The sequence below is a fragment of the Rhizobium sp. AAP43 genome, assembly GCF_001296045.1.
In the GTDB taxonomy this organism is placed as follows: domain Bacteria; phylum Pseudomonadota; class Alphaproteobacteria; order Rhizobiales; family Rhizobiaceae; genus Allorhizobium.
Map to the genome: position 1 here is coordinate 600,830 of NZ_LJHS01000005.1, position 21,207 is coordinate 622,036.

Annotated in this window: 22 protein-coding genes; 6 read left to right on the forward strand and 16 right to left on the reverse strand. The window is 61.5% G+C overall.

Going from position 1 to position 21,207, the window contains the following annotated elements; translation table 11 throughout:
- Nucleotides 1–1,410 (reverse strand): circularly permuted type 2 ATP-grasp protein, encoded by a 1,410-nt coding sequence (locus IP76_RS06305; protein WP_054157417.1) that lies wholly within the window; start codon nucleotides 1,408–1,410, stop codon nucleotides 1–3.
- A gap of 419 nt (nucleotides 1,411–1,829) precedes the next feature.
- Between IP76_RS06305 and IP76_RS06310 the strand changes: the two genes are divergently transcribed.
- Complete coding sequence (locus IP76_RS06310) at nucleotides 1,830–2,714, forward strand: DMT family transporter (RefSeq protein ID WP_054157304.1); 885 nt, start codon at nucleotides 1,830–1,832, stop codon at nucleotides 2,712–2,714.
- Nucleotides 2,715–2,751: 37 nt separating this feature from the next.
- Here IP76_RS06310 and IP76_RS06315 read toward each other — a convergent pair whose 3' ends face one another.
- Nucleotides 2,752–3,777, reverse strand: a complete 1,026-nt coding sequence (locus IP76_RS06315; protein WP_054157305.1) for a polysaccharide deacetylase family protein — start codon at nucleotides 3,775–3,777, stop codon at nucleotides 2,752–2,754.
- 127 nt (nucleotides 3,778–3,904) lie between these two features.
- Here IP76_RS06315 and IP76_RS06320 point away from each other — a divergent pair, with 127 nt between their 5' ends.
- The 3 genes from IP76_RS06320 to der all read left to right on the forward strand — a co-directional run bounded on the left by IP76_RS06320 (nucleotide 3,905) and on the right by der (nucleotide 6,730).
- A complete protein-coding gene (locus IP76_RS06320; protein ID WP_054157306.1) occupies nucleotides 3,905–4,483 on the forward strand; it encodes an NnrU family protein in 579 nt (192 codons plus the stop codon).
- A 114-nt stretch (nucleotides 4,484–4,597) separates the two neighbouring features.
- Entirely contained in the window at nucleotides 4,598–5,269 is a 672-nt protein-coding gene (locus tag IP76_RS06325; protein ID WP_054157307.1) for a tetratricopeptide repeat protein, read from the forward strand.
- 36 nt (nucleotides 5,270–5,305) lie between these two features.
- On the forward strand, nucleotides 5,306–6,730 hold the full coding sequence (der, locus tag IP76_RS06330; protein WP_054157308.1) for a ribosome biogenesis GTPase Der: 1,425 nt from the start codon (nucleotides 5,306–5,308) through the stop codon (nucleotides 6,728–6,730).
- Between the two features lie 115 nt (nucleotides 6,731–6,845).
- Here the strand turns inward: der and IP76_RS06335 are convergent, their stop codons facing one another.
- The gene (locus IP76_RS06335; protein WP_054157418.1) at nucleotides 6,846–7,940 is read right to left on the reverse strand and encodes a glycosyltransferase family 1 protein; all 1,095 of its coding nucleotides are present in this window, start codon (nucleotides 7,938–7,940) and stop codon (nucleotides 6,846–6,848) included.
- A 196-nt stretch (nucleotides 7,941–8,136) separates the two neighbouring features.
- Between IP76_RS06335 and IP76_RS06340 the strand changes: the two genes are divergently transcribed.
- Nucleotides 8,137–9,795: an alpha-glucosidase family protein gene (locus tag IP76_RS06340; RefSeq protein WP_054157309.1), complete on the forward strand. Its 1,659-nt coding sequence runs from the start codon at nucleotides 8,137–8,139 to the stop codon at nucleotides 9,793–9,795.
- Nucleotides 9,796–9,818: 23 nt separating this feature from the next.
- Here IP76_RS06340 and IP76_RS06345 read toward each other — a convergent pair whose 3' ends face one another.
- The 8 genes from IP76_RS06345 to IP76_RS06380 form a co-directional block, all read right to left on the reverse strand.
- Nucleotides 9,819–10,607, reverse strand: coding sequence for an ion channel (locus IP76_RS06345; RefSeq protein ID WP_054157310.1), 789 nt, complete (start codon nucleotides 10,605–10,607; stop codon nucleotides 9,819–9,821).
- 9 nt (nucleotides 10,608–10,616) lie between these two features.
- Nucleotides 10,617–10,883 carry a Txe/YoeB family addiction module toxin gene (locus IP76_RS06350; protein WP_054157311.1) on the reverse strand — a complete coding sequence of 89 codons (267 nt, stop codon included), beginning with the start codon at nucleotides 10,881–10,883 and terminating at the stop codon, nucleotides 10,617–10,619.
- A gap of 2 nt (nucleotides 10,884–10,885) precedes the next feature.
- Nucleotides 10,886–11,149 carry a type II toxin-antitoxin system Phd/YefM family antitoxin gene (locus IP76_RS06355; RefSeq protein WP_054157312.1) on the reverse strand — a complete coding sequence of 88 codons (264 nt, stop codon included), beginning with the start codon at nucleotides 11,147–11,149 and terminating at the stop codon, nucleotides 10,886–10,888.
- A 58-nt stretch (nucleotides 11,150–11,207) separates the two neighbouring features.
- Nucleotides 11,208–12,902: an adenine deaminase gene (gene ade, locus IP76_RS06360; protein ID WP_054157313.1), complete on the reverse strand. Its 1,695-nt coding sequence runs from the start codon at nucleotides 12,900–12,902 to the stop codon at nucleotides 11,208–11,210.
- Between the two features lie 87 nt (nucleotides 12,903–12,989).
- A complete protein-coding gene (locus tag IP76_RS06365; RefSeq protein WP_054157314.1) occupies nucleotides 12,990–13,412 on the reverse strand; it encodes a carboxymuconolactone decarboxylase family protein in 423 nt (140 codons plus the stop codon).
- Between the two features lie 13 nt (nucleotides 13,413–13,425).
- On the reverse strand, nucleotides 13,426–14,238 hold the full coding sequence (locus IP76_RS06370; RefSeq protein ID WP_054157315.1) for a cyclase family protein: 813 nt from the start codon (nucleotides 14,236–14,238) through the stop codon (nucleotides 13,426–13,428).
- A 119-nt stretch (nucleotides 14,239–14,357) separates the two neighbouring features.
- The gene (locus IP76_RS06375) at nucleotides 14,358–15,227 is read right to left on the reverse strand and encodes an aldose 1-epimerase family protein (RefSeq protein WP_054157316.1); all 870 of its coding nucleotides are present in this window, start codon (nucleotides 15,225–15,227) and stop codon (nucleotides 14,358–14,360) included.
- Between the two features lie 86 nt (nucleotides 15,228–15,313).
- Entirely contained in the window at nucleotides 15,314–15,709 is a 396-nt protein-coding gene (locus IP76_RS06380; protein WP_054157317.1) for a rhodanese-like domain-containing protein, read from the reverse strand.
- 136 nt (nucleotides 15,710–15,845) lie between these two features.
- Here IP76_RS06380 and IP76_RS06385 point away from each other — a divergent pair, with 136 nt between their 5' ends.
- Nucleotides 15,846–16,259 (forward strand): thiol-disulfide oxidoreductase DCC family protein, encoded by a 414-nt coding sequence (locus IP76_RS06385; protein WP_054157318.1) that lies wholly within the window; start codon nucleotides 15,846–15,848, stop codon nucleotides 16,257–16,259.
- A 99-nt stretch (nucleotides 16,260–16,358) separates the two neighbouring features.
- Here the strand turns inward: IP76_RS06385 and IP76_RS06390 are convergent, their stop codons facing one another.
- The 5 genes from IP76_RS06390 to IP76_RS06410 all read right to left on the reverse strand — a co-directional run bounded on the left by IP76_RS06390 (nucleotide 16,359) and on the right by IP76_RS06410 (nucleotide 21,183).
- Nucleotides 16,359–17,465 (reverse strand): branched-chain amino acid ABC transporter substrate-binding protein, encoded by a 1,107-nt coding sequence (locus IP76_RS06390; RefSeq protein WP_054157319.1) that lies wholly within the window; start codon nucleotides 17,463–17,465, stop codon nucleotides 16,359–16,361.
- A 189-nt stretch (nucleotides 17,466–17,654) separates the two neighbouring features.
- The gene (locus tag IP76_RS06395) at nucleotides 17,655–17,945 is read right to left on the reverse strand and encodes a hypothetical protein (protein WP_054157320.1); all 291 of its coding nucleotides are present in this window, start codon (nucleotides 17,943–17,945) and stop codon (nucleotides 17,655–17,657) included.
- Between the two features lie 283 nt (nucleotides 17,946–18,228).
- On the reverse strand, nucleotides 18,229–19,557 hold the full coding sequence (locus IP76_RS06400) for an aspartate aminotransferase family protein (RefSeq protein WP_054157321.1): 1,329 nt from the start codon (nucleotides 19,555–19,557) through the stop codon (nucleotides 18,229–18,231).
- 378 nt (nucleotides 19,558–19,935) lie between these two features.
- Nucleotides 19,936–20,253, reverse strand: a complete 318-nt coding sequence (locus IP76_RS06405) for a helix-turn-helix transcriptional regulator (protein WP_054157322.1) — start codon at nucleotides 20,251–20,253, stop codon at nucleotides 19,936–19,938.
- 114 nt (nucleotides 20,254–20,367) lie between these two features.
- Nucleotides 20,368–21,183 (reverse strand): pyridoxamine 5'-phosphate oxidase family protein, encoded by an 816-nt coding sequence (locus tag IP76_RS06410; RefSeq protein WP_082352426.1) that lies wholly within the window; start codon nucleotides 21,181–21,183, stop codon nucleotides 20,368–20,370.
- Nucleotides 21,184–21,207: the final 24 nt, after the last annotated feature.

Consider the following 21,207-nt stretch of genomic DNA (forward strand, 5'->3'; position numbering starts at 1 on the left):
TCAGTCCTCCAATACCCAGGTGTCCTTGGTGCCGCCGCCCTGGCTGGAATTGACCACGAGCGAGCCCTCTTTCAGGGCCACGCGGGTCAAGCCGCCAGGGATGATCTGCACCTTGTCGGAGACGAGGACATAGGGGCGAAGGTCGACATGGCGCGGCGCGATCCCCTTGTCGACGAGGATCGGCACGGTCGACAGCGAGAGTGTCGGCTGGGCAATGTAGTTGGAGGGCCGGGCTTTGAGCTTTTCGGCGAAGTCGGCGCATTCCTGCTTGGTGGCGGTCGGGCCGACCAGCATGCCGTAGCCGCCGGAGCCATGCACTTCCTTGACCACGAGCTCGTCCAGATGTTCGAGCACGTATTTCAGGCTGTCAGCCTCCGAACAGCGCCAGGTCGGCACATTTTCGAGGATTGCCTTGCGGCCTGTGTAGAATTCAACGATCTCCGGCATGTAGCTGTAGATCGCCTTGTCGTCGGAAATGCCGGTGCCGGGCGCATTGGCAATGGTAATGTGGCCGGCGCGGTAGACGTCCATGATGCCGGGGATGCCCAGCGCCGAATCCGGCCGGAAGGTGAGGGGGTCGAGGAAGTCGTCATCGACGCGGCGATAGAGCACATCGATCGCCTCGTAACCGCGCGTCGTGCGCATCTTCACCTTGCCGTCGATCACCCGCAGATCCGAACCCTCAACGAGCTCGACACCCATCATGTCGGCGAGGAAGGAGTGTTCGTAATAAGCGGAATTGTAGATGCCCGGGGTGAGTACGGCGACGCGTGGCTTGCCACTGCAGCCCGGAGGGGCAAGCGAGGCGAGCGACTGGCGCAGCAGATGCGGATAATCCTCGACGCGCTGAACCTTGTTGAGCTGGAAGAGCTCGGGGAACATCTGCATCATGGTTTCCCGGTTTTCCAGCATGTAGCTGACACCGGAGGGGGTGCGGGCATTGTCTTCCAGAACGTAGAACTGGTCCTCGCCGGTGCGCACGATGTCGGTGCCGACGATATGGGTATAGACGCCGCCGGGCGGGCGAAAGCCGATCATTTCCGGAATGAAGGCGACGTTCTTTTCGATCAGCTCGCGCGGGATGCGGCCAGCCTTGATGATTTCCTGCTTGTGATAGATGTCGTCCAGGAAGGCATTGAGGGCCAGGACACGCTGCTCGATGCCCTGGGCGAGCTTGCGCCATTCGCGCGCCGAGATGATGCGCGGGATGATGTCGAAGGGGATCAGCTTTTCCGAGGAATCTTCGTGCCCGTAGACCGCAAAGGTGATGCCGGTCTTGCGGAAGATATTTTCTGCATCATGCGATTTCGCCAGAAGCCTTGCCGGATCCTGGCTCGAATACCAGTCGTGATAGTTCTTGTAGGGCGCTCGCGGAGTGTTCTCCGCCGTGATCATTTCATCGAATGCCAATGCCGCCATCCCCCTTTTTTCTCATTTGAATACAACCATTTTAGCAATGCAAGCGGGCTGGCTGGCCGTGGTGTAAGAATTTGCAGACGGCGCTGTCGCCTTATAATTATGCAAGTGCATGAGTTTAGTGCAGGCAACGCTACGATAGTTTGAGTTGTATGCCGGAATATCGCCCAGTCGGTGACGAAGTTGGCCCGGTCCAGGGTGCCGATGTCCTGCGCGTTGCCTCATATTTAGGCTTTCTATTTGCGTAAAAAAATATTCCAGTCGGTTTTGGTCCCCTGGCTCAAGCGATTTGATCGTGCCGTGCAGGAAAACTGCTTTGACCTCGTGGCGCATGACGCCTAACGAGCGGGGACGCGGCAAATGGGCCTTTGTCCCCTCCCATTTGCCAGTCCTTGATTTGCTCGAAAGCCATCATGACCCTGACCCGTCTCGCCCCCGTTCTCTTCGTTCTCCTGTGGTCGACTGGCTGGGTCAGTGCGAAATATGCGGATTTCTATGCAGATCCGCTGACGTTCCTCGTCATTCGCTATGCGTCGGCTATCGTGCTGTTTTACGCCGTCTGTCGGTTTGCCGGGGTGTCATGGCCGAAGGAGCGAAGTGGCTGGCTGCATGCGATCGCTTCGGGCGTGCTGCTTCACGGGCTCTATCTCGGCATGGTCTGGTGGGCGATCGGCGAGGGCGTGCCGGCGGCCATGTCCGGGATCATTGCCGGCCTGCAGCCGCTGATGACAGCCGTTGCAGCCGGCTTTCTGGTTGGCGAAGATCTCAGCCTCACGCAGAAGATCGGTCTGGTCCTCGGCTTTTGCGGCATCGCCGTTGCTGTCCTGCCGAACGTGCTGGTGCTCGATGCGTCGGCGATCCCCGCTTATGCGGTGGCGGTCAATGTGCTGGCCATGACAGCCGTGACGGCCGGTACGATCTACCAGAAGCGTTTCCTCAAGCAGGGTGATCTTCGGGCGGTCGCAACCCTCCAATATGTGGGCGCGCTGCTCGTGACCCTGCCGGTGGCCTGGGCGCTGGAGGATATGCATGTCGAATGGGGGCTCGGCTTCTTTGCCGTGCTTGGATGGTCGGTGATTGGGATTTCGATGGGCGCGATCGCGCTCCTCTTGCATCTCATCCGCAAGGGCGATGTGTCGAAGGCCGCTTCGCTGATCTATCTCGTGCCGCCACTTGCGGCGATCGAGGCCGCACTGGTCTTTGGTGAGGCGCTGACAGTGCCGATGATGATCGGCACCGTGATTGTCATGCTTGGGGTCTATCTCACCAATCGGGCCGGTGCAAAGCCGCAAGATTGATCGACAGGCGGGCCAGCCTGGTTCAGCATCCGGTGGGTTACTGGCCGGACTGGGCCACGCGGCGGCGGTCGTCGGCCATCATGGCCAGCGCCTCGCTATAGGTGACGCAGGCGACGTCCGGCAGGTGGCAGACCTCTGACACCAGACGCTCCATGGCGGTCCAGTAGGCGCCGCCGTTCATCTCGACGAAATGCAGGCCGATCTGGAGCGGAATGCGGTCACCGTCATACTGGTTGTCGAAGGCGGCGCGAAAGGCCTTGTAGCTGCGCTCGGCAAACTCGTCGGCCTTGCTCGGATGGTCCATGCCGGCCGAATGGCGGATGAAGAGATTGTAGTCCATGGCGATGATCTTCCGGCCTTTCGGTCCCTCGGGGATCAGCGGCAGGCCGAAGCGCGCGAGGCCCTTCTTGTCCTTCGGCATCAGCGGTGCATCGGTGACCGTGCTCGCATCGTAGCGATAGCCATGGGCCCGCTCGGCTTCGAACAGGCTCTCGGGGGCCGAGAGGTAGGGCGCGCGAAAGCCGGTAATGTCCGTGCGGACGAAATCGGCCCAGCCATCCGGTTCACGATCAGTCAGGCCATTGTCCTTCCAGGCGTTGAGCATGACACGGTCGAAGCTGTCGAATTCCCTCAGCCAGTCCTCGCGGCTCCAGTCCTTGCCATCGAAATGGCCGCAGGTGTGGCTGGCGATCTCATGGCCTTCGTTGTGGGCCGACCAGATGTGGTCAAGGCGGGTCGCGACGTCCTCAACGGTTGGGGCAAAGCCGATATTGGAGCGGGCCGCCTTCTTGCCCGGAGCCTTGTAGTCGCCGGCGCGCTCCCGTGGGATCAGCGTCGTGCAGGAGACGAAATAGGTGAATTTCGCGTCGCTGCGACGGGCAAAATCACGGCTTCGTTGCCAAAGGCGGTTGTCATGGGCGCCATCAAAGGAGACGAGCAGGATCTGTCGCGGCCGTGCCGCCGGCTTGCCGCCATCCGGTGCCGTCGTTTCGGCCAAGGCCGGCAGAGGCGACACGACCATGGGCGACAGGGCGAGAAAGAGGGCGAGGATACGCTTGAACATGAAAGACGGTCCCTACTCGAAATCGCGGTCAGCCCTGTCATTCAAATGCGGCGAAGCTTTGAACGCGCTGGAAATTCCGGTCGTGGGGCAGTAAGGCTTAGGCGCATTTCCACGAAAGGTTTTCGCAATGGCTCTTCTGATCCTCGGACTAATTCTCTTTCTCGCCACGCACCTGATCCGTGTCGTCGCCCCCGGCTTTCGGCTTTCGATGATCGATCGGTTCGGCGAGATGGGCTGGAGGATCATCAACTCGGTTCTCAGCCTGGTTTCGCTGATCGTGTTGATCTGGGGCTATGCCACCGCGCCCGTCGTCAATCTCTGGTTCCCGCCCATGGGCATGAGCCATCTGACGACGACGCTGATGCTGTTTGCGATGATCTGTCTCGTGTCCGGTTTCCTGCCGGCCGGCCATATTACCACCAAGACCAAGCATCCGATCGTGCTGGCGATCAAGATCTGGGCGGCCGCGCATCTGCTGGCCAATGGTGATCTGGCGTCGGTCCTGCTTTTCGTCGCGATCCTCGCCTGGGGCGTGGTCCTGCGCATCAGCTACAAGCGCCGGATGCGGGCTGGCGAAATCACGCCACGGCCCTTTGTTTCGGCTCGCTGGGATGCGATCTCTGTGGTGGTTGGACTGGCCGTCTGGGCGCTGATCACCTTCTGGCTGCACGAAGTCTTGATCGGGGTTGCACCGCTTGCGATGTGATGGCTTGGCCTTTTGGCGGTTTTCCCCTTACAAGCGGGCAAAAATCGGCTAGAAGGCCGGCAATCACAAGACTGCATGTCAATGAGGGCCGGACGGTCAAGTCCGGGAATATGTATGGTTGACCAGAACGACAGCTTCATCCGCGAAGTGAACGAAGAGCTCCGCTCGGACCAGGTGCGCAATGCCTGGAAGCGTTACAGCCGCATCATTATCGGCATTGCCGCACTGATCGTGCTTGGCACGGCGGGCCATCGGCTCTGGGACCATTGGGACACGACACAGGCATCCGGTGCCGGTGACAAGTTCATCGCGGCGCTGACGCTGGCCGAGCAGGGCAAGCGCGACGAAGCCGAGGCGGCCCTCAAGGCGCTGGAGCAGGAGGGTTTCGGAGCCTATGGCATTCTCGCCCGTTTCCGCGTTGCCTCGCTTGAGGCCGAAAAGGGCCAGCCTGCCGAAGCGATTGCCTCGTTCCGGACGATCAGCGACGACGCAAGCGTTCCGGTTGCCGTGCGTGACGCCGCCAAGATGCGTGCTGCATGGCTTTTGATCGACACCGGGTCCTATGCTGACGTTTCAGCCTTGGTCGAAGTGATGGCAACGCCGGCGCATGCCATGCGCAATAGCGCGCGCGAAGCACTCGGGCTTGCCGCCTACAAGGCCGATGACATGCCGCGTGCGCGTGAATGGTTTGAACAGATCACTGAAGACGCGGAAGCCCCGCGCAATGTCGCCAACCGTGCCCAGATGTTGCTCGACAACATCAAGGCATCCGGTAAGGCGCCCTGAGACAACAAGGCCTGAAGGGCCGGAAAGCTAAGTTCCATGAGTTTCACAGTCGCCATCGTCGGGCGCCCGAATGTCGGCAAGTCCACGCTCTTCAACCGTCTCGTCGGTAAGAAGCTGGCGCTGGTCGATGACACGCCGGGTGTCACCCGCGATCGTCGCCCGGGCGACGCCAAGCTCGTGGACCTGCGTTTCACCATCATCGATACGGCCGGTCTCGAAGAGGCCAATCCCGAAACGCTCGAAGGCCGCATGCGCGCTCAGACGGAAGCGGCCATCGACGAGGCGGACCTGTCGCTCTTCGTCGTCGATGCCAAGTTCGGCCTGACGCCGGTCGACAAGACGCTCGGGGAAATGCTGCGCCGTCGCGGCAAGCCGGTGGTGCTCGTCGCCAACAAGTCGGAAGCCAAGGGCTCTGATGGCGGCTTTTACGATGCCTATACGCTGGGTCTCGGCGAGCCGGTTCCGATTTCCGCCGAACATGGCCAGGGCATGATCGACCTGCGCAATGCCATCGTTGAGGCCATCGGTGAGGATGTGGCGTTTCCGGAAGCGGAAGACGTTGCGGAAACCGACGTCATTCTGCATCCGACAGACGAGGACGGCGAAGATGACGAAGCCGAGCCCGAGTATGACGACACCAAGCCGCTGCGCGTGGCGATCGTCGGCCGTCCGAATGCCGGCAAGTCGACGCTGATCAACCGCTTCCTGGGCGAGGACCGGCTTTTGACCGGGCCTGAGGCCGGGATCACCCGCGATTCCATCTCGGTCGAATGGGACTGGCGCGGCCGGACCATCAAGATGTTCGACACGGCCGGCATGCGCCGCAAGGCCCGCGTTCAGGAGAAGCTGGAAAAGCTCTCCGTTGCCGATACGCTGCGCGCCATCCGCTTTGCCGAAACCGTGGTCATCGTTTTCGATGCGACCATTCCCTTCGAAAAGCAGGACATTCAGATCGTCGATCTGTGCCTGCGCGAAGGCCGTGCCGCCGTTCTCGCCTTCAACAAGTGGGATCTCGTCGAGGACCAGCAGGCGGTGCTGGCCGACCTGCGCGAAAAGACCGAGCGGCTCTTGCCGCAGGCCCGCGGCATCCGCGCCGTGCCGATCTCCGGGCAGACCGGCTACAGCCTCGACAAGCTGATGCAGAACATCATCGACACCGACATGGTGTGGAACAAGCGCATCTCGACGTCGAAGCTCAACCGCTGGCTCGATTCGGTGACGACGCAGCATCCGCCACCAGCCGTGTCCGGTCGCCGCCTGAAGCTGAAATACATGACGCAGGTCAAGGCCCGTCCGCCGGCCTTCATGATCTCCTGCACACGCCCCGATGCGCTGCCGGAAAGCTATGTGCGCTATCTGACCAATGGCCTGCGCGCCGATTTCCAGATGCCGGGCGTTCCGATCCGCATCCATTTCAAGGCGGGCGAAAACCCGTTCGAGGGACGGAAGAGGAAGCGCTAAAGCGTTTCCAGGAAGCGTGTCGTCGCGGATTGCCGCCCGGGCATGCGTCTAAACAACTTATTTGAGAAAATCCGGTGAGCCCGCGTTCACCGGATTTTTTTTGAGTGTCCAAGCGCTATTCCGCCGCCGGTGTGCCGCGGATCTCTGCTTCTGCCGGGCGAATGCCGAAGCGTTGCCTGAGGCCCCGCTTGCGGCGCTGCTCCTTGGCCTCCACGACATTGTCGAAGAACTGCTGCGTTGCCGCCTCCCAGGAATAGGTTTCGGCGAGGCGCCGTGCCGACTGCGGCGAGGCTTCAAGTGCTGCGAGACAGGCCGTCTTCAGGTCGCGGTCAAGCACGCCGGCGGTCGAGCCGGCAGGGATAATGTCGATCGGGCCAGTCACCGGATAGGCGGCAACGGGAACGCCCGAGGCCAGCGCCTCGAGAATGGTATTGCCGAAGGTGTCGGTCTTCGACGGAAAGACGAAGACATCAGCCTGTGCATAGGTGTTGGCCAGATCCTCGCCGTGTTTGACGCCGGTAAACAGGATATGCGGATAGCGCGCCTGAAGCTCGGCGCGGGCAGGGCCGTCGCCGACCACGACTTTCGAGCCCGGCAGATCAAGATCCAGAAACGCAGGCAGGTTCTTTTCCAGCGCCACGCGGCCGACCGTCATGAAGATTGGCCGGGGCAGGCCGAACGGGTTCTCCGCCTTTTCGCGTGGATGAAACAGGCCGGTGTCGATGCCGCGGCTCCACAGGCAGAGATTGTTGATGCCTTTGGCGGAAAGTTCCCGCCGCAGGCTTTCCGTTGCCACCATGCAGGCACCGCCGCGATTGTGGAACCAGCGGACAAAGGCATAAAGCCAGCGGATCGGCAGGGGCAGGCGGGCGGCGACATATTCGGGAAAACGTGTGTGGTAGCTGGTTGAGAAGGGTTGGCCATTGCGGATGCACCAGCGCCTGGCCATGAGCCCGAGTGGGCCTTCGGTGGCGATATGCACATAGTCGGGCTTCTCAGCCTCGATCATCCGGCCGACCGTGCCCGGCCAGGCGAGCGACAGACGGATTTCCGGATAGGTTGGCATCGGAACGCTGGCAAAGGGCTCGGGCGTGATCATCGACACGTCGACCCCCATCGCCTTCAATTCACGATTGGTGGTTTCGATCGATCGTACGACCCCGTTCACCTGTGGGTGCCAGGCATCGGTCACAATGGTCAGCTTCGGCATGACGTCTCCGCCTTCGTCCGAAACGCCGCTTGTGCGGCGATTCCGCCTGAAAATGGCTGTATCCCGCTTATGCGAGGGGAACATTACAGCTTCATGTCAGTCTCCCCGCCGGGCATGTTTGACATTCGTTGCGCAAGGCGCTTGCCTAGGGCGATGTTGGAACATGCCTCCCCGATTCCAGAGGAAGGAACTGCGCATGACGAAGAAACCCGCTGTTGCCACCAAGACGAGCAATCCCGACTGGTGGCGCGGTGCCGTGATCTACCAGGTCTATCCGCGCTCGTTCCAGGATACGGATGGCGACGGGATCGGCGACATCAGGGGCATCATCCAGCGGCTCCCCTATATCGCCTCGCTCGGGGTCGACGCGATCTGGCTCTCGCCCTTCTTCACCTCACCCCAGGCCGATATGGGCTATGACGTCTCCGACTATTGCGATGTCGATCCGATGTTCGGCACGCTTGCCGATTTCGACGCGATGATGAGCGAAGCGCATCGGCTCGGCCTCAAGGTCATCATCGACCAGGTGATCTCGCATACCTCCGACCAGCATCCGTGGTTCAAGGAGAGCCGGACCAGTCGTGATAATGCCAAGGCTGACTGGTATGTCTGGGCGGCCGCGAAGCCGGACGGCACGGCGCCGAACAACTGGCTTTCGGTGTTTGGCGGCCCGGCTTGGGAATGGGACGGCGTGCGCAAGCAGTATTACATGCACAATTTCCTCGCCTCGCAGCCGGACCTCAACTTCCACAACAGGGACGTCCAGGATGCCGTTCTGGCGGCAACGAAATTCTGGCTCGACCGGGGCGTCGACGGCTTCCGCCTCGATACGGTGAACTACTATTTCCATGACAAGGAACTGCGGGACAACCCGCCGCATATGCCCGATAGCGAAGACGCTGGCCTCGATGCGCCTGACGTCAATCCTTACGGCATGCAGAGCCATCTCTACGACAAGACGCAGCCGGAGAATGTCGAGTTCCTCAAGCGTTTCCGGGCGCTGCTCGAGGAATATCCTGACCGCACGACAGTTGGGGAAGTCGGTGACGGTGCGCGTTCGCTGAAGACGGTTGCCGCCTATACATCCGGCGGCGACAAGCTGCACATGTGCTACACCTTCGACCTTCTCGGGCCGGATTTCACGCCAAGCCATATCCGCCACTGCGTCGACAGCTTCCAGAGACAGGTCAAGGACGGATGGGTCTGCTGGGCGTTTTCGAATCATGACGTGACGCGCCATGTCAGCCGCTTTATCGACAAGCCGGAAGAGCGCGGCCCGGTGGCCAAGCTTGCGATCAATGTGCTGGCCAGCCTGCGCGGCTCGATCTGCCTCTATCAGGGCGAGGAGCTGGGTCTACCAGAGGCGGAACTGACATTCGAGGATCTGCGCGACCCCTATGGCATCCGCTTCTGGCCGGCCTTCAAGGGGCGCGATGGATGCCGGACGCCGATGGTTTGGGCAGCTGGCGAGCCGCAGGCGGACTTCTCGACAGGAAAGCCCTGGTTGCCGGTGCCGGCGGACCATCTGCCGCTGTCAGCCGGGGCGCAGGATGGGGAGGAGGGATCGGTTCTTTCGCATTACCGGGCGGTGCTTGCCTTCCGCAAGGCGCATCCCGCGCTGATCCAGGGCGATATCGAATTCCTTGACACCAATGAGGACGTGCTCGCCTTTACCCGCTGCCTCGGCGAGGAGCGGCTGCTCTTCGTCTTCAACCTGCGGCGTGGCCCGCAGGATATTGCGCTGCCCCTCGGCAATCCGGTCAAGGACCGTATCGCCATGCCGGGACTGGCCGGAACCCTGGTCGACGGCGAAATCCAGCTCGGCCCGCTCGACGGTTTTTGCGCGCGGTTCTGATCGATTCAGGTGGCGGGGGCGGCTCAGGCGCCCTCGTCCGGGATGTTCAAGACATGGCCACAGGCCTTGCAGTGCACGGCGTCGGCGTCGTGCCGCTGCAGCCCGCATTCGGGGCAGGGAAAGGTCACCTTGTAGGGCCGGACGATCGCCTGGGCGAGTCGCACGAAGAGCGAGATACCGATGATCATGGTGACGATCGAGGTCAGCTTGCCGAATGTGCCGGGAAGCGTGATGTCGCCAAAGCCGGTCGTCGTCACCGTGGCTACCGTGAAGTAGAGCGCATCGATGAAGCCGGTGCCGGCGTCTTCGGCATAGAAGAAGAAGGTGTAGACGAAGCCGGTTACCAGGAAGAGGAAGACGAAGAGGTTGATGAAGGCAGTGACCACGTCTCCCTGCTCGCGAAGGCCGAGCCGCCGCAACATCAGCTTGAAGACCGGCCTTTGCGCCACGGCCCAGATCCGGGCTACCCGCAGGAAGGCGAAGTTGAACAGCCATTGCGGAAACAGCAGCGTGGCAAGCACAAAGATGTCCAGCCAGGTCATGGGCCGGGAGAAATAGCGGCGAACCGAGCCTGAAGCTGCCCCTTGCGCTACCAGCTCAAGCGCGATCCAGGCGGCGATCAGATAATCCAGGATAAGATAGCTTGGCCGATCCCGCAGATAGGGGCCTGCGAGAAAGAAGGCGATGATCGCAAGATCGATCACCATTAAGGCAAACTGGAAGCGGATGGCCGCCGTGTCATGGCCGAAATAGAGCCGGGCGAGGCGCTGGCGGAGCGTGCGTGTCACCGGTTTCGAAGTCTCTTCTGGCATGATCCCTCGTCAGTAGTGGAAGCGGCATTGCAGGATGACCAGCGTCTGCTCAGCGCCGGTTCCGACAACGCTATAGACGAGCCGGTGTTCCTGGGTAATCCGCCTCGACCACATGCCCTTGAGCGTTCCCTTCAAAGGTTCCGGTTTTCCGATGCCCTCGAAGGGATGGCGGGTCATGTCGCGCAGCAGGTCATTGATCCTTGCCAGTGTCTTTCGGTCGTTTTCTTGCCAGTAGACATAGTCCGTCCAGCCGTCCGGCACGAAAGCGATCCGCATATCTACAGATTCATGCCGAGTGCCAGCGACGGCTCGGTGGTGTTGCCGGAGAGCATGTCCTGCTTCGCCTTCAGAAGCCGTGCGGCATTGGCGGGCGATGAAAGGAGATGGATCGTCTCAAGCAGGCTTTCATATTCATCCTTGCCCATCAGGACAGCCGAGGGCTTGTCCCGTCTGATGATCTCGACCGGGGCTGCGTCGTCATTGACCTTGTCGAGAAGACCGGCGAGTTCGGCTCGGGCCTTCGAGAAGAAAATCGTATCCACGCTCTAATCTCCAAGTTGTCCCGAATATGGTACAACTCTAGACGTCTTGCAACGCCAATCACCCGATCAGGCAGAACTTGTCGACATCGACCATGCCCTTGTCGGAAATCTTCAAATGCGGGATGACCGGCAATGGCAGGAAGGCGACTTGCAGGAAGGGTTCTTCGAGAGTCGTTCCAAGGGCATAGGCCGCTTGTCTCAAGTGATGCAGCGTGTCGCGCACGCTCTCATAGGGCTCGAGGCTCATGAGGCCTGCGACGGGGAGCGGGATTTCGCCCGTGACCTTGCCGTTTTCGACCACGACGAAGCCGCCCTTGATGTCTCCCAGCCGGTTGGCGGCGAGCGCCATGTCTTCTTCCGAAACACCGACGACGCAGATGTTGTGGCTGTCATGGCCGACGGTCGAGGCGATTGCGCCCTTCTTCAGGCCGAAACCCTGGACGAAGCCGTTGGCATGATTGCCGTTCTTGCCGTGGCGTTCGATGACGGCGACCTTGATGATGTCGTTGTCCAGATCGACCGAGGTCTGGTTGCCGGAGGTCGGCAGGCGAAAGCGGCGGTGCTCGGTGATGATCTTGCCGGGCATCACGCCGATCACGGGTGTTTCGCCTTCGGCCACCGGCACGCCGAAATCGGCGGCCTTGACGATCCGTGCCTTGACGCTGTCGAGGCCAACAGGGGCGACAGACTTGCGGGTCGCAAACAGTGCGTCGGTCACGCGACGCCCGGCGGAGAACACCATTTCGGCCTTGCAGTTTTCCAGGGTGTCGACGACGACGAGATCGGCGCGCCAGCCAGGTGCTACGAGGCCGCGGTCACGCAGCCCAAATGCCCGGGCCGCTGAAATCGATGCGGCGCGATAGACGGCGAGCGGTTCGACGCCGTTTCTGATCGCCTCGCGGATCAGATAGTCGAGATGGCCCTGTTCGGCGATGTCGAGCGGGTTGCGGTCGTCGGTGCAGAGCGCCAGGAAGGGCGAGAGCCGCTCGGTGAGGATGGGTATCAGCGCGTGCAGATCCTTCGAGACCGAGCCCTCGCGTACCAGAATATGCATGCCCTTGCGGATCTTTTCCATCGCCTCGGCTGCCGTCGTGCATTCGTGGTCGGTGCGGATGCGGGCGGAGAGATAGCCGTTCAGGTCGCGGCCCGAGAGCAGCGGCGAATGGCCGTCGATATGTCCGTCCTGGAAGGCTTCGAGTTTCGCCATGCAGATCGGATCCTTGTGGATCACCCCTGGGAAATTCATGAATTCTGCAAGGCCGATCACCTTGGGATGGTGGCGGAAGGGCAGGAGACGCTCGATGGGCAGATCGGCACCCGCCGTTTCCAGATGGGTGGCGGGCACGCAGGACGAAAGCTGGACGCGGATGTCCATGATCGTCTGTTCGGCCGAGTCGAGGAAAAACTGGATGCCTTCGGTGCCGAGCACATTGGCGATCTCATGCGGATCGCAGATCACGGTCGTCACGCCATAGGGCAGCACGCAGCGGTCGAATTCATGCGGCGTGACCAGCGAGCTTTCGATATGCAGATGCGTGTCGATGAAACCGGGCACGACGATCTTACCCGAGATATCGATGATTTCGCGGCCCTCATAGGCCTCGACCGTGCCGACAATGGTGTCGCCGCAGATCGCGATGTCGGAGGCCACGAGCTCGCCGGTGACGAGATCGAAGAAGCGACCGCCCCTCAGAACGATATCCGCTGGTTCGCGGCCCGTGCCCTGATCGATGCGGCGTTCGAGGTCGGTCATGGCGGCGTCTCCTGTTCTGTTGTTCCCCCCACTGTAGCGAGTGCCACCGGCAGAGGGGAAGGGCTGCGATATCCGCGAGTCCGCCTCTTACACAGAAGACCCGCTCGCCGGAGGTATCGCATCGAAACGCTCATCGATCGGCACGCCGAGGGCGACAGCCAGTGCATTGGTCCGGCTTGCCATGGCAATGACCTGCAGGAGTTCGGCATGCATTGCCGGGGTCATGCCCTTGGCCTTGGCCGACGCCGTGTGGGAGTGAACGCAATAGGCACAGCCATTCGTCGCGGAAACTGCAATGTAAATCAGTTCCTTGACCAGCGGATCGAGTGCGCCAGGCGCCATAACGGTTTGCAGTCTGTCCCAGACGCTACGAAGCTCGTCCGGATCATGGGCCAGCGCCCGCCAAAAGTTGTTGACGTAGTCGGTACCGCGCTTTTCGCGGATGTCGTTGAAGACGGCGAGCGCATTGGCGCTCGCCTCCTCATCGCTCAGAAGGGGAAGAACTGCCATCGGGTGCCTTCCTTCAAACGAGGGCCAGGACGCGCGCCGGGCCGCCGGTGCCGCCCTTGTGTTTTGGCGCGCCGACAATGATGGTCGCGCCCTTGACCGGCAGTTCTTCGAGATTGTTCAGGCATTCGATGCCGTAACGGCCACCCGGAAGCCAGCTTGTGTGCACGGCGAAGTCCGCCGAATTGCCCGGGTCGAGCGACAGCGTGTCGACGCCGATCGCGGCCACGTCAAGCGTGGCGAGCAGATCGGTCGCCGACTTGCCGAAGCCGGGGAAGGCGAATTTGCCGGCGCTGTCATTGCGGAAGGAGGGATCCGTTACCTTCTTCGCCCAGCCGGAGCGCAAGGCGACGACCGCGCCCTTGGGGATCTCGCCATTGGCGCTGATCCAGGCCTCGACGTCTGCGGCTTCCAGGGTCGTGTTGGCCTCTTCCTTCGCCCGGTCGGTGATGTCGATAATGGCAAGGGGGGCCACGAGCTTTTCGGGCTCGATCTCGTCGACGCTCTGGCCGTCGGCGCTGAAGTGGAGCGGCGCGTCGATATGCGTGCCGGTATGTTCGAAGATCGTCAGCTTATGCAGCTGGTAGCCGTTCTTGGCGAATTCCACGGCCCATTCATATTCGATCCCGGGCGTCCCGTCGAAGGTTGGGAAGGCGCCGTCATAGGCATGGGTGAGGTCGATCACCTTGCTCGGGCTCTGCTCGGCGAGCACCGGCTTTGCGATGCCGCCGGCGGTGACTGCCGCGCCGGCAACCGCCATGCCCTTGAACAGCGAGCGACGCGACAGCATGGTCCGCTTTACATTTTCCATCACGCAATGATTGCACATCCGATATTGCCCTCTCCATGTGGTTTGCACTTCAAGAGAGTATCGGATGGCGACGCGCCGACAAGCGGAAAGGTGGTCGCCGGATTGCGGGCGACAGCCGTCCCGTTGCGGCGATCCGCTTAGCGCTTGATTTGAACCGTGAAGCCGAAGCGCATGGCATCGCCCGCCGCCAGCGCCACCGTGTACGGCCGCTCGACGAGTTCCGCTGTGCCGCCGGCATGCGCCGCCATGCCGTGCCAGGGCTCGACGCAGAGGAATGGGGCACCGGGCTTCTGCCAGAGCGCAATATTCGGCAGGTTTTCAAAGGTGAAATGCAGGGTCGGGCCGCCGTCCGTGCCGAAGCGCAGGCCGGTGCCGGCGCCTTCGGGGAAGATCAGGGCGTCCTTGTCGAACAGGGCATGGGTGAGCTCAAGCCTCCCCTTGCTGAAAGGCGAGTTCGGCAAGGTCTGGCCAATCAGGCCATCTTCCAGCTGCACGACGCCCGGCTCGGCGCCGTTATCCAGAATGATGTGATGCGCCCGGCCGTCGGCGCCCGGCAATGGCCAGAGAAAGGCCGGGTGAAAGCCGATGCCGAAAGGGAGCGGCGTGTCGCCGGTGTTTTCCACCGTCGCCATGACTGTAAGGCTGTCGTTTTCCAGGCGGTGCTCGAGCGTCAGGCGGAAATCGAAGGGATAGACCTCGCGCGTTTCCGCGGAGGAGGAGAGTTCATGGCGGCAGCTGGTCGCGCTCTGTTCCACCAGTTCAAACTCCCGGCGCCTGGCAATTCCGTGCTGCGCCATCGGATATGTCGTGCCGCTCACGGCCAGACGGTCGCCGGGCGCCTTGCCGACGATCGGAAAGAGGATCGGCGAGCGACCCGTCCACCAGGCGGCATCGCCATTCCACAACCAGTCGCTGCCATCTGCCGTCTTCAGGGACTGCATTTCGGCACCCAGTGTCGAGACTTCTACGGCAAGCGTTTCGTTGGCGATGCGAATCGTCTGGGGCATGGAAGGTCCTTATTTGTTTGGTGCCATCCTAATGTGCTTGCGTGTGGATCGCGACGGAAAATGGCAGCAACCTTGCGCTTGCTCCCTTATCCTTTGAGCTTCAGCGCTTCCACCGGCAGTCCGGCCTCACGCCAGGCGGTGAAGCCGCCGTCCAGATGGCAGACGCGTTCCAGCCCCATTTCCAGCGCCGTCTTCGTCGCCAGCGCCGAGCGCCAGCCGCTGGCGCAGAAGAAAACGAAGCGCTTGTCTTCGGCAAAGACCGGCTTGTGATAGGGGCTTTCAGGGTCGATCCAGAATTCGAGCATGCCGCGCGGGCAGGCGAAGGCGCCGGGGATCGTGCCTTCGCGCTCGCGTTCGCGCGGATCACGCAGGTCGACGAAGACCGTGTCAGCCTCTGCATGTAGCGGGGCTGCGTCTTGCGGCGCAATCGCCTGCACCAGCGCATTCGCCTCGGCCAGCAAGTCCTTGTAGCCCTTTTTCATTTCGCTCTCCGCAGGTTCCGGTGTCTGCTGCACAAGGCTATCCTAGCAACACCTGGATCCCTGTCACGGGATGCCGTCGTTGAAGTGACGGTCTGCCGCATTGCTGCTTGGCATTCTGAAGCCTAATTCTCATGTCATGACAGCCAAGCCCGCCCCCAATAACCCGATCATTGTTTTCGATGCGGAATGCATTCTCTGCTCGGCGAATGCGCAATTCGTGCTGCAGCACGATACGGCGAGGCGCTTCCGGCTCGCGGCGATGCAAGGGGCGGTTGGTGCCGATCTCTATCGTCGGTTCGGCATTGACCCCGCTGATCCGGACACGATGATCCTCGTCGACGGCGACAGTCTGCTTCGCGACAGCGATGCGGTCCTTTCTATCTATGCCGGCCTCGGCTGGCCCTGGAAGGTACTCTCGGTGCTTCGGCTCGTGCCGCGCGCCATCCGTGATCCGCTCTACCGGCTGGTGGCACGCAACCGCTACAGGATCTTCGGCAAGCGTGACCGTTGCTGGCTGCCATCACCAGAGTTTCGGGACCGGCTGCTTTGAGCCTGCAGCCAAGCCCACGGTCCAAATCCTACTCGTCACTGCAAGCAAGAAAGGCGGCCGCTGCCGGCCGCCTTTCCGTCAAACGTCGCGCTTCCAGCCTTACTCAGCCGAAACCGTCTTGCCGCCTTCCCATTTGTAAACGGCAAAGCTCTGCGAGGTCAGGTCGCCCGTCTCGCCATAGGTCAGCTTGCCGATGGCGGTCGGGATTTCCGAGCCGTCCTTGAGGGCTGCGGCCACGGCTTCGGCGTCGTCGGCGCTTCCGGCCTTGGTGATGCCGGCAGCCAGCACTTCAACCGCGGCATAGGCGTTGAGCGTGAAGGCTTCAGCCGGAACGGACTTTGCGGTCAGGGCAGCAACGGCAGCCTTGCTGTCGTCGTTCTTCAGCGCATCGGCGGCATTGGTGAAGATCGTGCCTTCGGCAGCGTCTCCGCCGATCGTGACGAATTCATTGTTCGACAGGCCGTCACCGGCGATCAGCTGGGCGGAAAGACCGGCGTCCTTCATCTGACGGACCATCAGACCGGCTTCCGGATGGTAGCCACCGAAATAGATGACTTCGACGCCTTCCGCCTTCAGGCGGGTGACGAGCGCGCCGTAATCCTTCTCGCCGGCCGTCAGTGCGTCGTTGAAGACTTCAGTCACGCCGCCCGCGTTGAGGGCAGCCTTGAAGGCATCGGCGAGACCCTTGCCGTACTGGCCCTTGTCGTTGAGGATCACGATCTTCTTGTCCTTGAACTTTTCAAGCACGAGCTTGGCAGCCACGTCGGCCTGCTGGTCGTCGCGGCCGCAGGTGCGCAGCACTGTTGTGAGGCCGCGTGCGGTGAGGTCAGGGGCGGTGGCCGTCGGGGTGACCATCAGCGTGCCGTTTTCGGCAAGTACGCTGGAGGCAGGCACGGCAACGCCCGAGGTGACCGGGCCGACGACGAAGCGGATGCCTTCGCCGACCAGCTGGTTGGCGGCCGAGACGCCCTGCTTCGGTTCGCCGGCATCGTCGGCAACCTTGATGACAAGCTGTTCGCCGTTGACGCCGCCCTTCTTGTTGATTTCCTCGACGGCGGTTTCTGCGCCGTTCTTGATCTGCGCGCCGACGGCGGCCAGCGGACCTGTGAGCGGTGCCATCAGACCGATGGTGATGTCGGCATGGGCGACCGGTGCAGCGGCGATCAGGGCCGCGAGTGCGGTCGCTGCGAGAAGGTGAAATTTCATGTCGTGCTCCTTGGGTGGCGCAACCGATCTTTGTCGATTTTTACGCCGGCTGGGTTCTTTTGTTTCGTTCCCCAGACCAGCTTTAGCCAAAATCGGAAGGAGACAAAAGACCGCGAGCAGCGGTCATCTGTCACGCCCAGGAGTTTACCACGATGATTGTTGTCGTTTGGGCCGATCAGCGGATGGCGATCAGAGGATGGCGACGCGCTGACCGTATGGCGTGTCGCCATCGAAATCGCTGTGTCCGATTGTATCGGCTTGGGCGAGCATGCCGTTGCCGGCTGCCGCCGCTTCCTGCTGCTTGCGCAGTGCCAGCTCTGCCATTGCGATCTGCTGCAATTCCATCAGGTCATTGGCGATCTGGGCGCGGCGGGCGGCAAGCTGCAGTTCTTGCCGCTCGGGGGCGGCGACCGGAGCCTTGACGGTGCTGGCTTCGGAAGACGGATCCTTGCGGAACATGCGTTTGAAAAGGTCGACCACGGGTTTTCCTGCCGGGACGTGCTCCGGGCCGGTTGCCGGCGACCTGATGTCGATAGCGAGGCGGCTGGATGCTGCTGTACTCGTCGGCTGAACCTTAAGCTGTCATTCGCGTCGGGTTCGGCTGGGCGAATCTCTTGTCGCAGGATAAGGGGCGATTCGCTGTCAGACAAGATGGTCTGCGGTCCAGTCAGGAAAGATCCGTCGTGATCTGGTTTTCCAGGCGAGCGGCGCAAAAAAAGCGGCCACTCGGACCGCTTTTTTCCCAACTTATCGGTGGCTGATCTCAGATGTTCTTTTCCAGCACCTTGCGGAGCTTGTCGAAGAGTTCGTCGATCTGCTCCTTGGTGATGATCAGCGGCGGCGACAGCGCGATGATATCACCGGTGGTGCGGATCAGCAGACCATCGGCATAGGCGTTGAGGAAGGCGTTGAAGGCGCGCTTGGTCGGCTCGCCGTCAATGGGCTTCAGTTCGATCGCGCCGATCAGGCCGAGATTTCTGATATCGATGACATTCGGGCAATCGCGGAGAGAATGCAGCTTTTCTTCCCAGTAGGGTGCGATCTCGGCGGCACGGGTGAGCAGGCCCTCGTCACGGTAAGTGTCGAGCGTGCCGAGCGCTGCGGCCGATGCGATCGGATTGCCAGAATAGGTGTAGCCGTGGAAGAACTCGATCATATGCTCGGGGCCGGCCATGAAGGCGTCATGGATTTCGGCGGTGACAAAGACAGCGCCCATCGGAATGACGCCGTTGGTCAGGCCCTTGGCGGTGACCATGATGTCAGGCTTCACGTCGAAATACTGCGAAGCAAAGGGCGTTCCGAGACGACCGAAGCCGGTGATGACTTCGTCGAAGATCAGCAGGATGCCGTGCTTGGTGCAGAGTTCGCGCAGGCGCTGCAGATAGCCCTTTGGCGGGATCAGGACGCCCGTCGAGCCGGCGACGGGTTCGACGATGACGGCCGCGATCGTCGAGGCGTCATGCAGGGTGACGATCCGTTCGAGTTCGTCGGCCAGATCGCCGCCATGTTCGGGCATGCCCTTGGTGAAGGCGTTCTTGGCCGGCTGATGGGTGTGCGGCATGTGGTCGACGCCGGTGAGCAGAGTGCCGAACATCTTGCGGTTGGAGACAATGCCGCCCACTGAAATGCCGCCGAAGTTGACGCCGTGATAACCGCGCTCGCGGCCGATCAGACGGGTGCGCGACCCTTGCCCTTTTACGCGCTGATAGGCGAGCGCGACCTTGAGGGCAGTCTCGACCGATTCAGAGCCGGAATTGGTATAGAGCACATGCGCCATGTTGTCGGGCGCGATGTCGATCAGGCGGTTGGCGAGTTCAAAGGCTTTCGGGTGGCCGAGCTGGAAGGCAGGAGCGTAATCCAGTTCGCCGGCCTGCTCGCGGATCGCTTCGGTGATCAGCGGGCGGCAGTGGCCGGCATTGACGCACCAGAGGCCTGCCGTGCCGTCAAGCACCTGGCGGCCGTCATGGGTGGTGTAGTGCATGTCCTTGGCGCCAACGAAAAGGCGCGGTTCCTTCTTGTACTGGCGGTTCGCAGTGAACGGCATCCAGAAGGCGCGCAGATCGTTAGGCGTGGAATTGAGGCGGTTCGACATCGTGTTCTCCATGGCCTTGTCATCACGGGCGGCCACTGCCCGGCCCCGGTTGATGCGCCGGCGGCTTTGTTTGCGTCGTCACGTTAGCAGTGATCGAAACACCGTCAAGGCGGCATCACGAAAGGTCATGGATCCCTGAATTTAAGTGATGCGCCTCGCGGATTGCGCGATCGCCCCTTTGCCATCGAGAATGGCCGGGGAGGAGGCATCGTTTGCTATCTGCATCTTTGCAAATGGCTGCGGACATGAAAAAGCCCCGGCCGGTCATTCGGGACGGGGCTCGATCGGTTCCGGTTCGTGACCGGATATCTTCAACGCAGTAATCCCGTGGGATGGCCGGGCTCTATGCCGCGTTCCATCCGCTTGGGAGCGCTGTCATCAAGCGGCGTTCTTAGCGGCCGCAGGGGCGCAATAGATGCTTTCCAGTGTCGACAGGATCTTAATGACCGATTCCGACGTGGAGGAGTAATAGATGGTCTGGGCGTCGCGGCGGGTCTTGACCAGCTTCTGCGCGCGCAGCTTGGACAGGTGCTGAGACAGTGCCGATTGGCTGAGGCCGACCTGGTTAGCGAGCACGCCGACCGGAACCTCACCTTCAACGAGGCTGCAGAGGATCATCAAGCGTTTCGGGTTCGCCATGGCCGACAGCAGGCTTGCTGCTACGTTGGATTGCTCCGACAAATCTCTTGTTTTCATCTGTTCAACTTTCCTATCTCGATTGCCTGATGGGGGAGGGGCAGTCGTTGAAAATCCGTGCCTTAGCTATGACACGAAATGTAGCAGGGGCTCCAAATTTGTATATGCCTAAATTTAAGGTACTGCGTATACTGAATTAGGTAACTCTAAAATCATATGTGTTTTTGTTCGGATTGGCTCCAAAAACTCATGTCGAATTAACAAGTCCTTGTAAGATATATCGATTCCGGAAGAATCAATACCAGTGAAAGTCCACTCTCCAGGTGGTGCGCCATAGGTAGTGGTGGCAATCTTTTCTGCAAGCCCCGGAAACAGCACCCCCAATTCTAGCAGTAGGTCTGCTTCGCACCCCCAGAAATCACAGTGGGTCGTCTCGATGCGAAAATCCGCTCCTGAGAGGTGGTAGGCGCGGCCGAAGCCGCCATTCAGACTGCCACGCTCCACCACGAGGCGGAAAAAGCGGAAGTCGGGAAAGTCGATATAGAGCTTCGATTTCGGATGGCGTGCGAGGAAGCGCTCACGCAGCCGCGCATGATCTGAGCTGCCGCGTTCAACCACCTGCGCGCTGCATTGCAGGCTGAGCCTGGGATAGGCGAGCGGGTCCCCCTTGCCTGGCTCGCCGACGAGAAGGCTCGTGCGTGGATCGGTCGTCAGTGCCCTGGTATGGGCGGAGAGCTCAGAGACAAGAATGACGGCAGCGCCATCGCTATCGCTGCCGATCACGACCCGGCTGACGGCGGGGAAATGCGTGTCCGGATCGATCACGCCGATGGCCGCATAGCGTGCGCCACGCAGGAGCACGCGTGCCTGTCGGCGCGCATCCTCGTCCGTCTCGCGAATCACCTGGGGCCGGTCGGCGGGTTTTTCCGTCGGCTGGCCAGCGGGCTCGCCCGCTGGCTGCTGCCTGGGCTCTGTCTCGGGCGTCGTCATCGTTCATCCTGTTTCGGACGAGGC

Excerpts from the sequence above, each read along its gene's own strand:
- IP76_RS06410 (WP_082352426.1), bottom strand. The coding sequence starts at position 21,183 with ATGACGACGCCCGAGACAGAGCCCAGGCAGCAGCCAGCGGGCGAGCCC.
- der (WP_054157308.1), top strand. The coding sequence starts at position 5,306 with ATGAGTTTCACAGTCGCCATCGTCGGGCGCCCGAATGTCGGCAAGTCC.
- IP76_RS06405 (WP_054157322.1), bottom strand. The coding sequence starts at position 20,253 with ATGAAAACAAGAGATTTGTCGGAGCAATCCAACGTAGCAGCAAGCCTG.
- IP76_RS06345 (WP_054157310.1), bottom strand. The coding sequence starts at position 10,607 with ATGCCAGAAGAGACTTCGAAACCGGTGACACGCACGCTCCGCCAGCGC.
- IP76_RS06310 (WP_054157304.1), top strand. The coding sequence starts at position 1,830 with ATGACCCTGACCCGTCTCGCCCCCGTTCTCTTCGTTCTCCTGTGGTCG.
- IP76_RS06320 (WP_054157306.1), top strand. The coding sequence starts at position 3,905 with ATGGCTCTTCTGATCCTCGGACTAATTCTCTTTCTCGCCACGCACCTG.
- IP76_RS06390 (WP_054157319.1), bottom strand. The coding sequence starts at position 17,465 with ATGAAATTTCACCTTCTCGCAGCGACCGCACTCGCGGCCCTGATCGCC.
- IP76_RS06385 (WP_054157318.1), top strand. The coding sequence starts at position 15,846 with ATGACAGCCAAGCCCGCCCCCAATAACCCGATCATTGTTTTCGATGCG.
- IP76_RS06380 (WP_054157317.1), bottom strand. The coding sequence starts at position 15,709 with ATGAAAAAGGGCTACAAGGACTTGCTGGCCGAGGCGAATGCGCTGGTG.
- IP76_RS06315 (WP_054157305.1), bottom strand. The coding sequence starts at position 3,777 with ATGTTCAAGCGTATCCTCGCCCTCTTTCTCGCCCTGTCGCCCATGGTC.
- IP76_RS06375 (WP_054157316.1), bottom strand. The coding sequence starts at position 15,227 with ATGCCCCAGACGATTCGCATCGCCAACGAAACGCTTGCCGTAGAAGTC.
- IP76_RS06335 (WP_054157418.1), bottom strand. The coding sequence starts at position 7,940 with ATGCCGAAGCTGACCATTGTGACCGATGCCTGGCACCCACAGGTGAAC.
- IP76_RS06400 (WP_054157321.1), bottom strand. The coding sequence starts at position 19,557 with ATGTCGAACCGCCTCAATTCCACGCCTAACGATCTGCGCGCCTTCTGG.
- IP76_RS06340 (WP_054157309.1), top strand. The coding sequence starts at position 8,137 with ATGACGAAGAAACCCGCTGTTGCCACCAAGACGAGCAATCCCGACTGG.
- IP76_RS06325 (WP_054157307.1), top strand. The coding sequence starts at position 4,598 with ATGGTTGACCAGAACGACAGCTTCATCCGCGAAGTGAACGAAGAGCTC.
- IP76_RS06350 (WP_054157311.1), bottom strand. The coding sequence starts at position 10,883 with ATGCGGATCGCTTTCGTGCCGGACGGCTGGACGGACTATGTCTACTGG.
- IP76_RS06365 (WP_054157314.1), bottom strand. The coding sequence starts at position 13,412 with ATGGCAGTTCTTCCCCTTCTGAGCGATGAGGAGGCGAGCGCCAATGCG.
- ade (WP_054157313.1), bottom strand. The coding sequence starts at position 12,902 with ATGACCGACCTCGAACGCCGCATCGATCAGGGCACGGGCCGCGAACCA.
- IP76_RS06370 (WP_054157315.1), bottom strand. The coding sequence starts at position 14,238 with ATGTGCAATCATTGCGTGATGGAAAATGTAAAGCGGACCATGCTGTCG.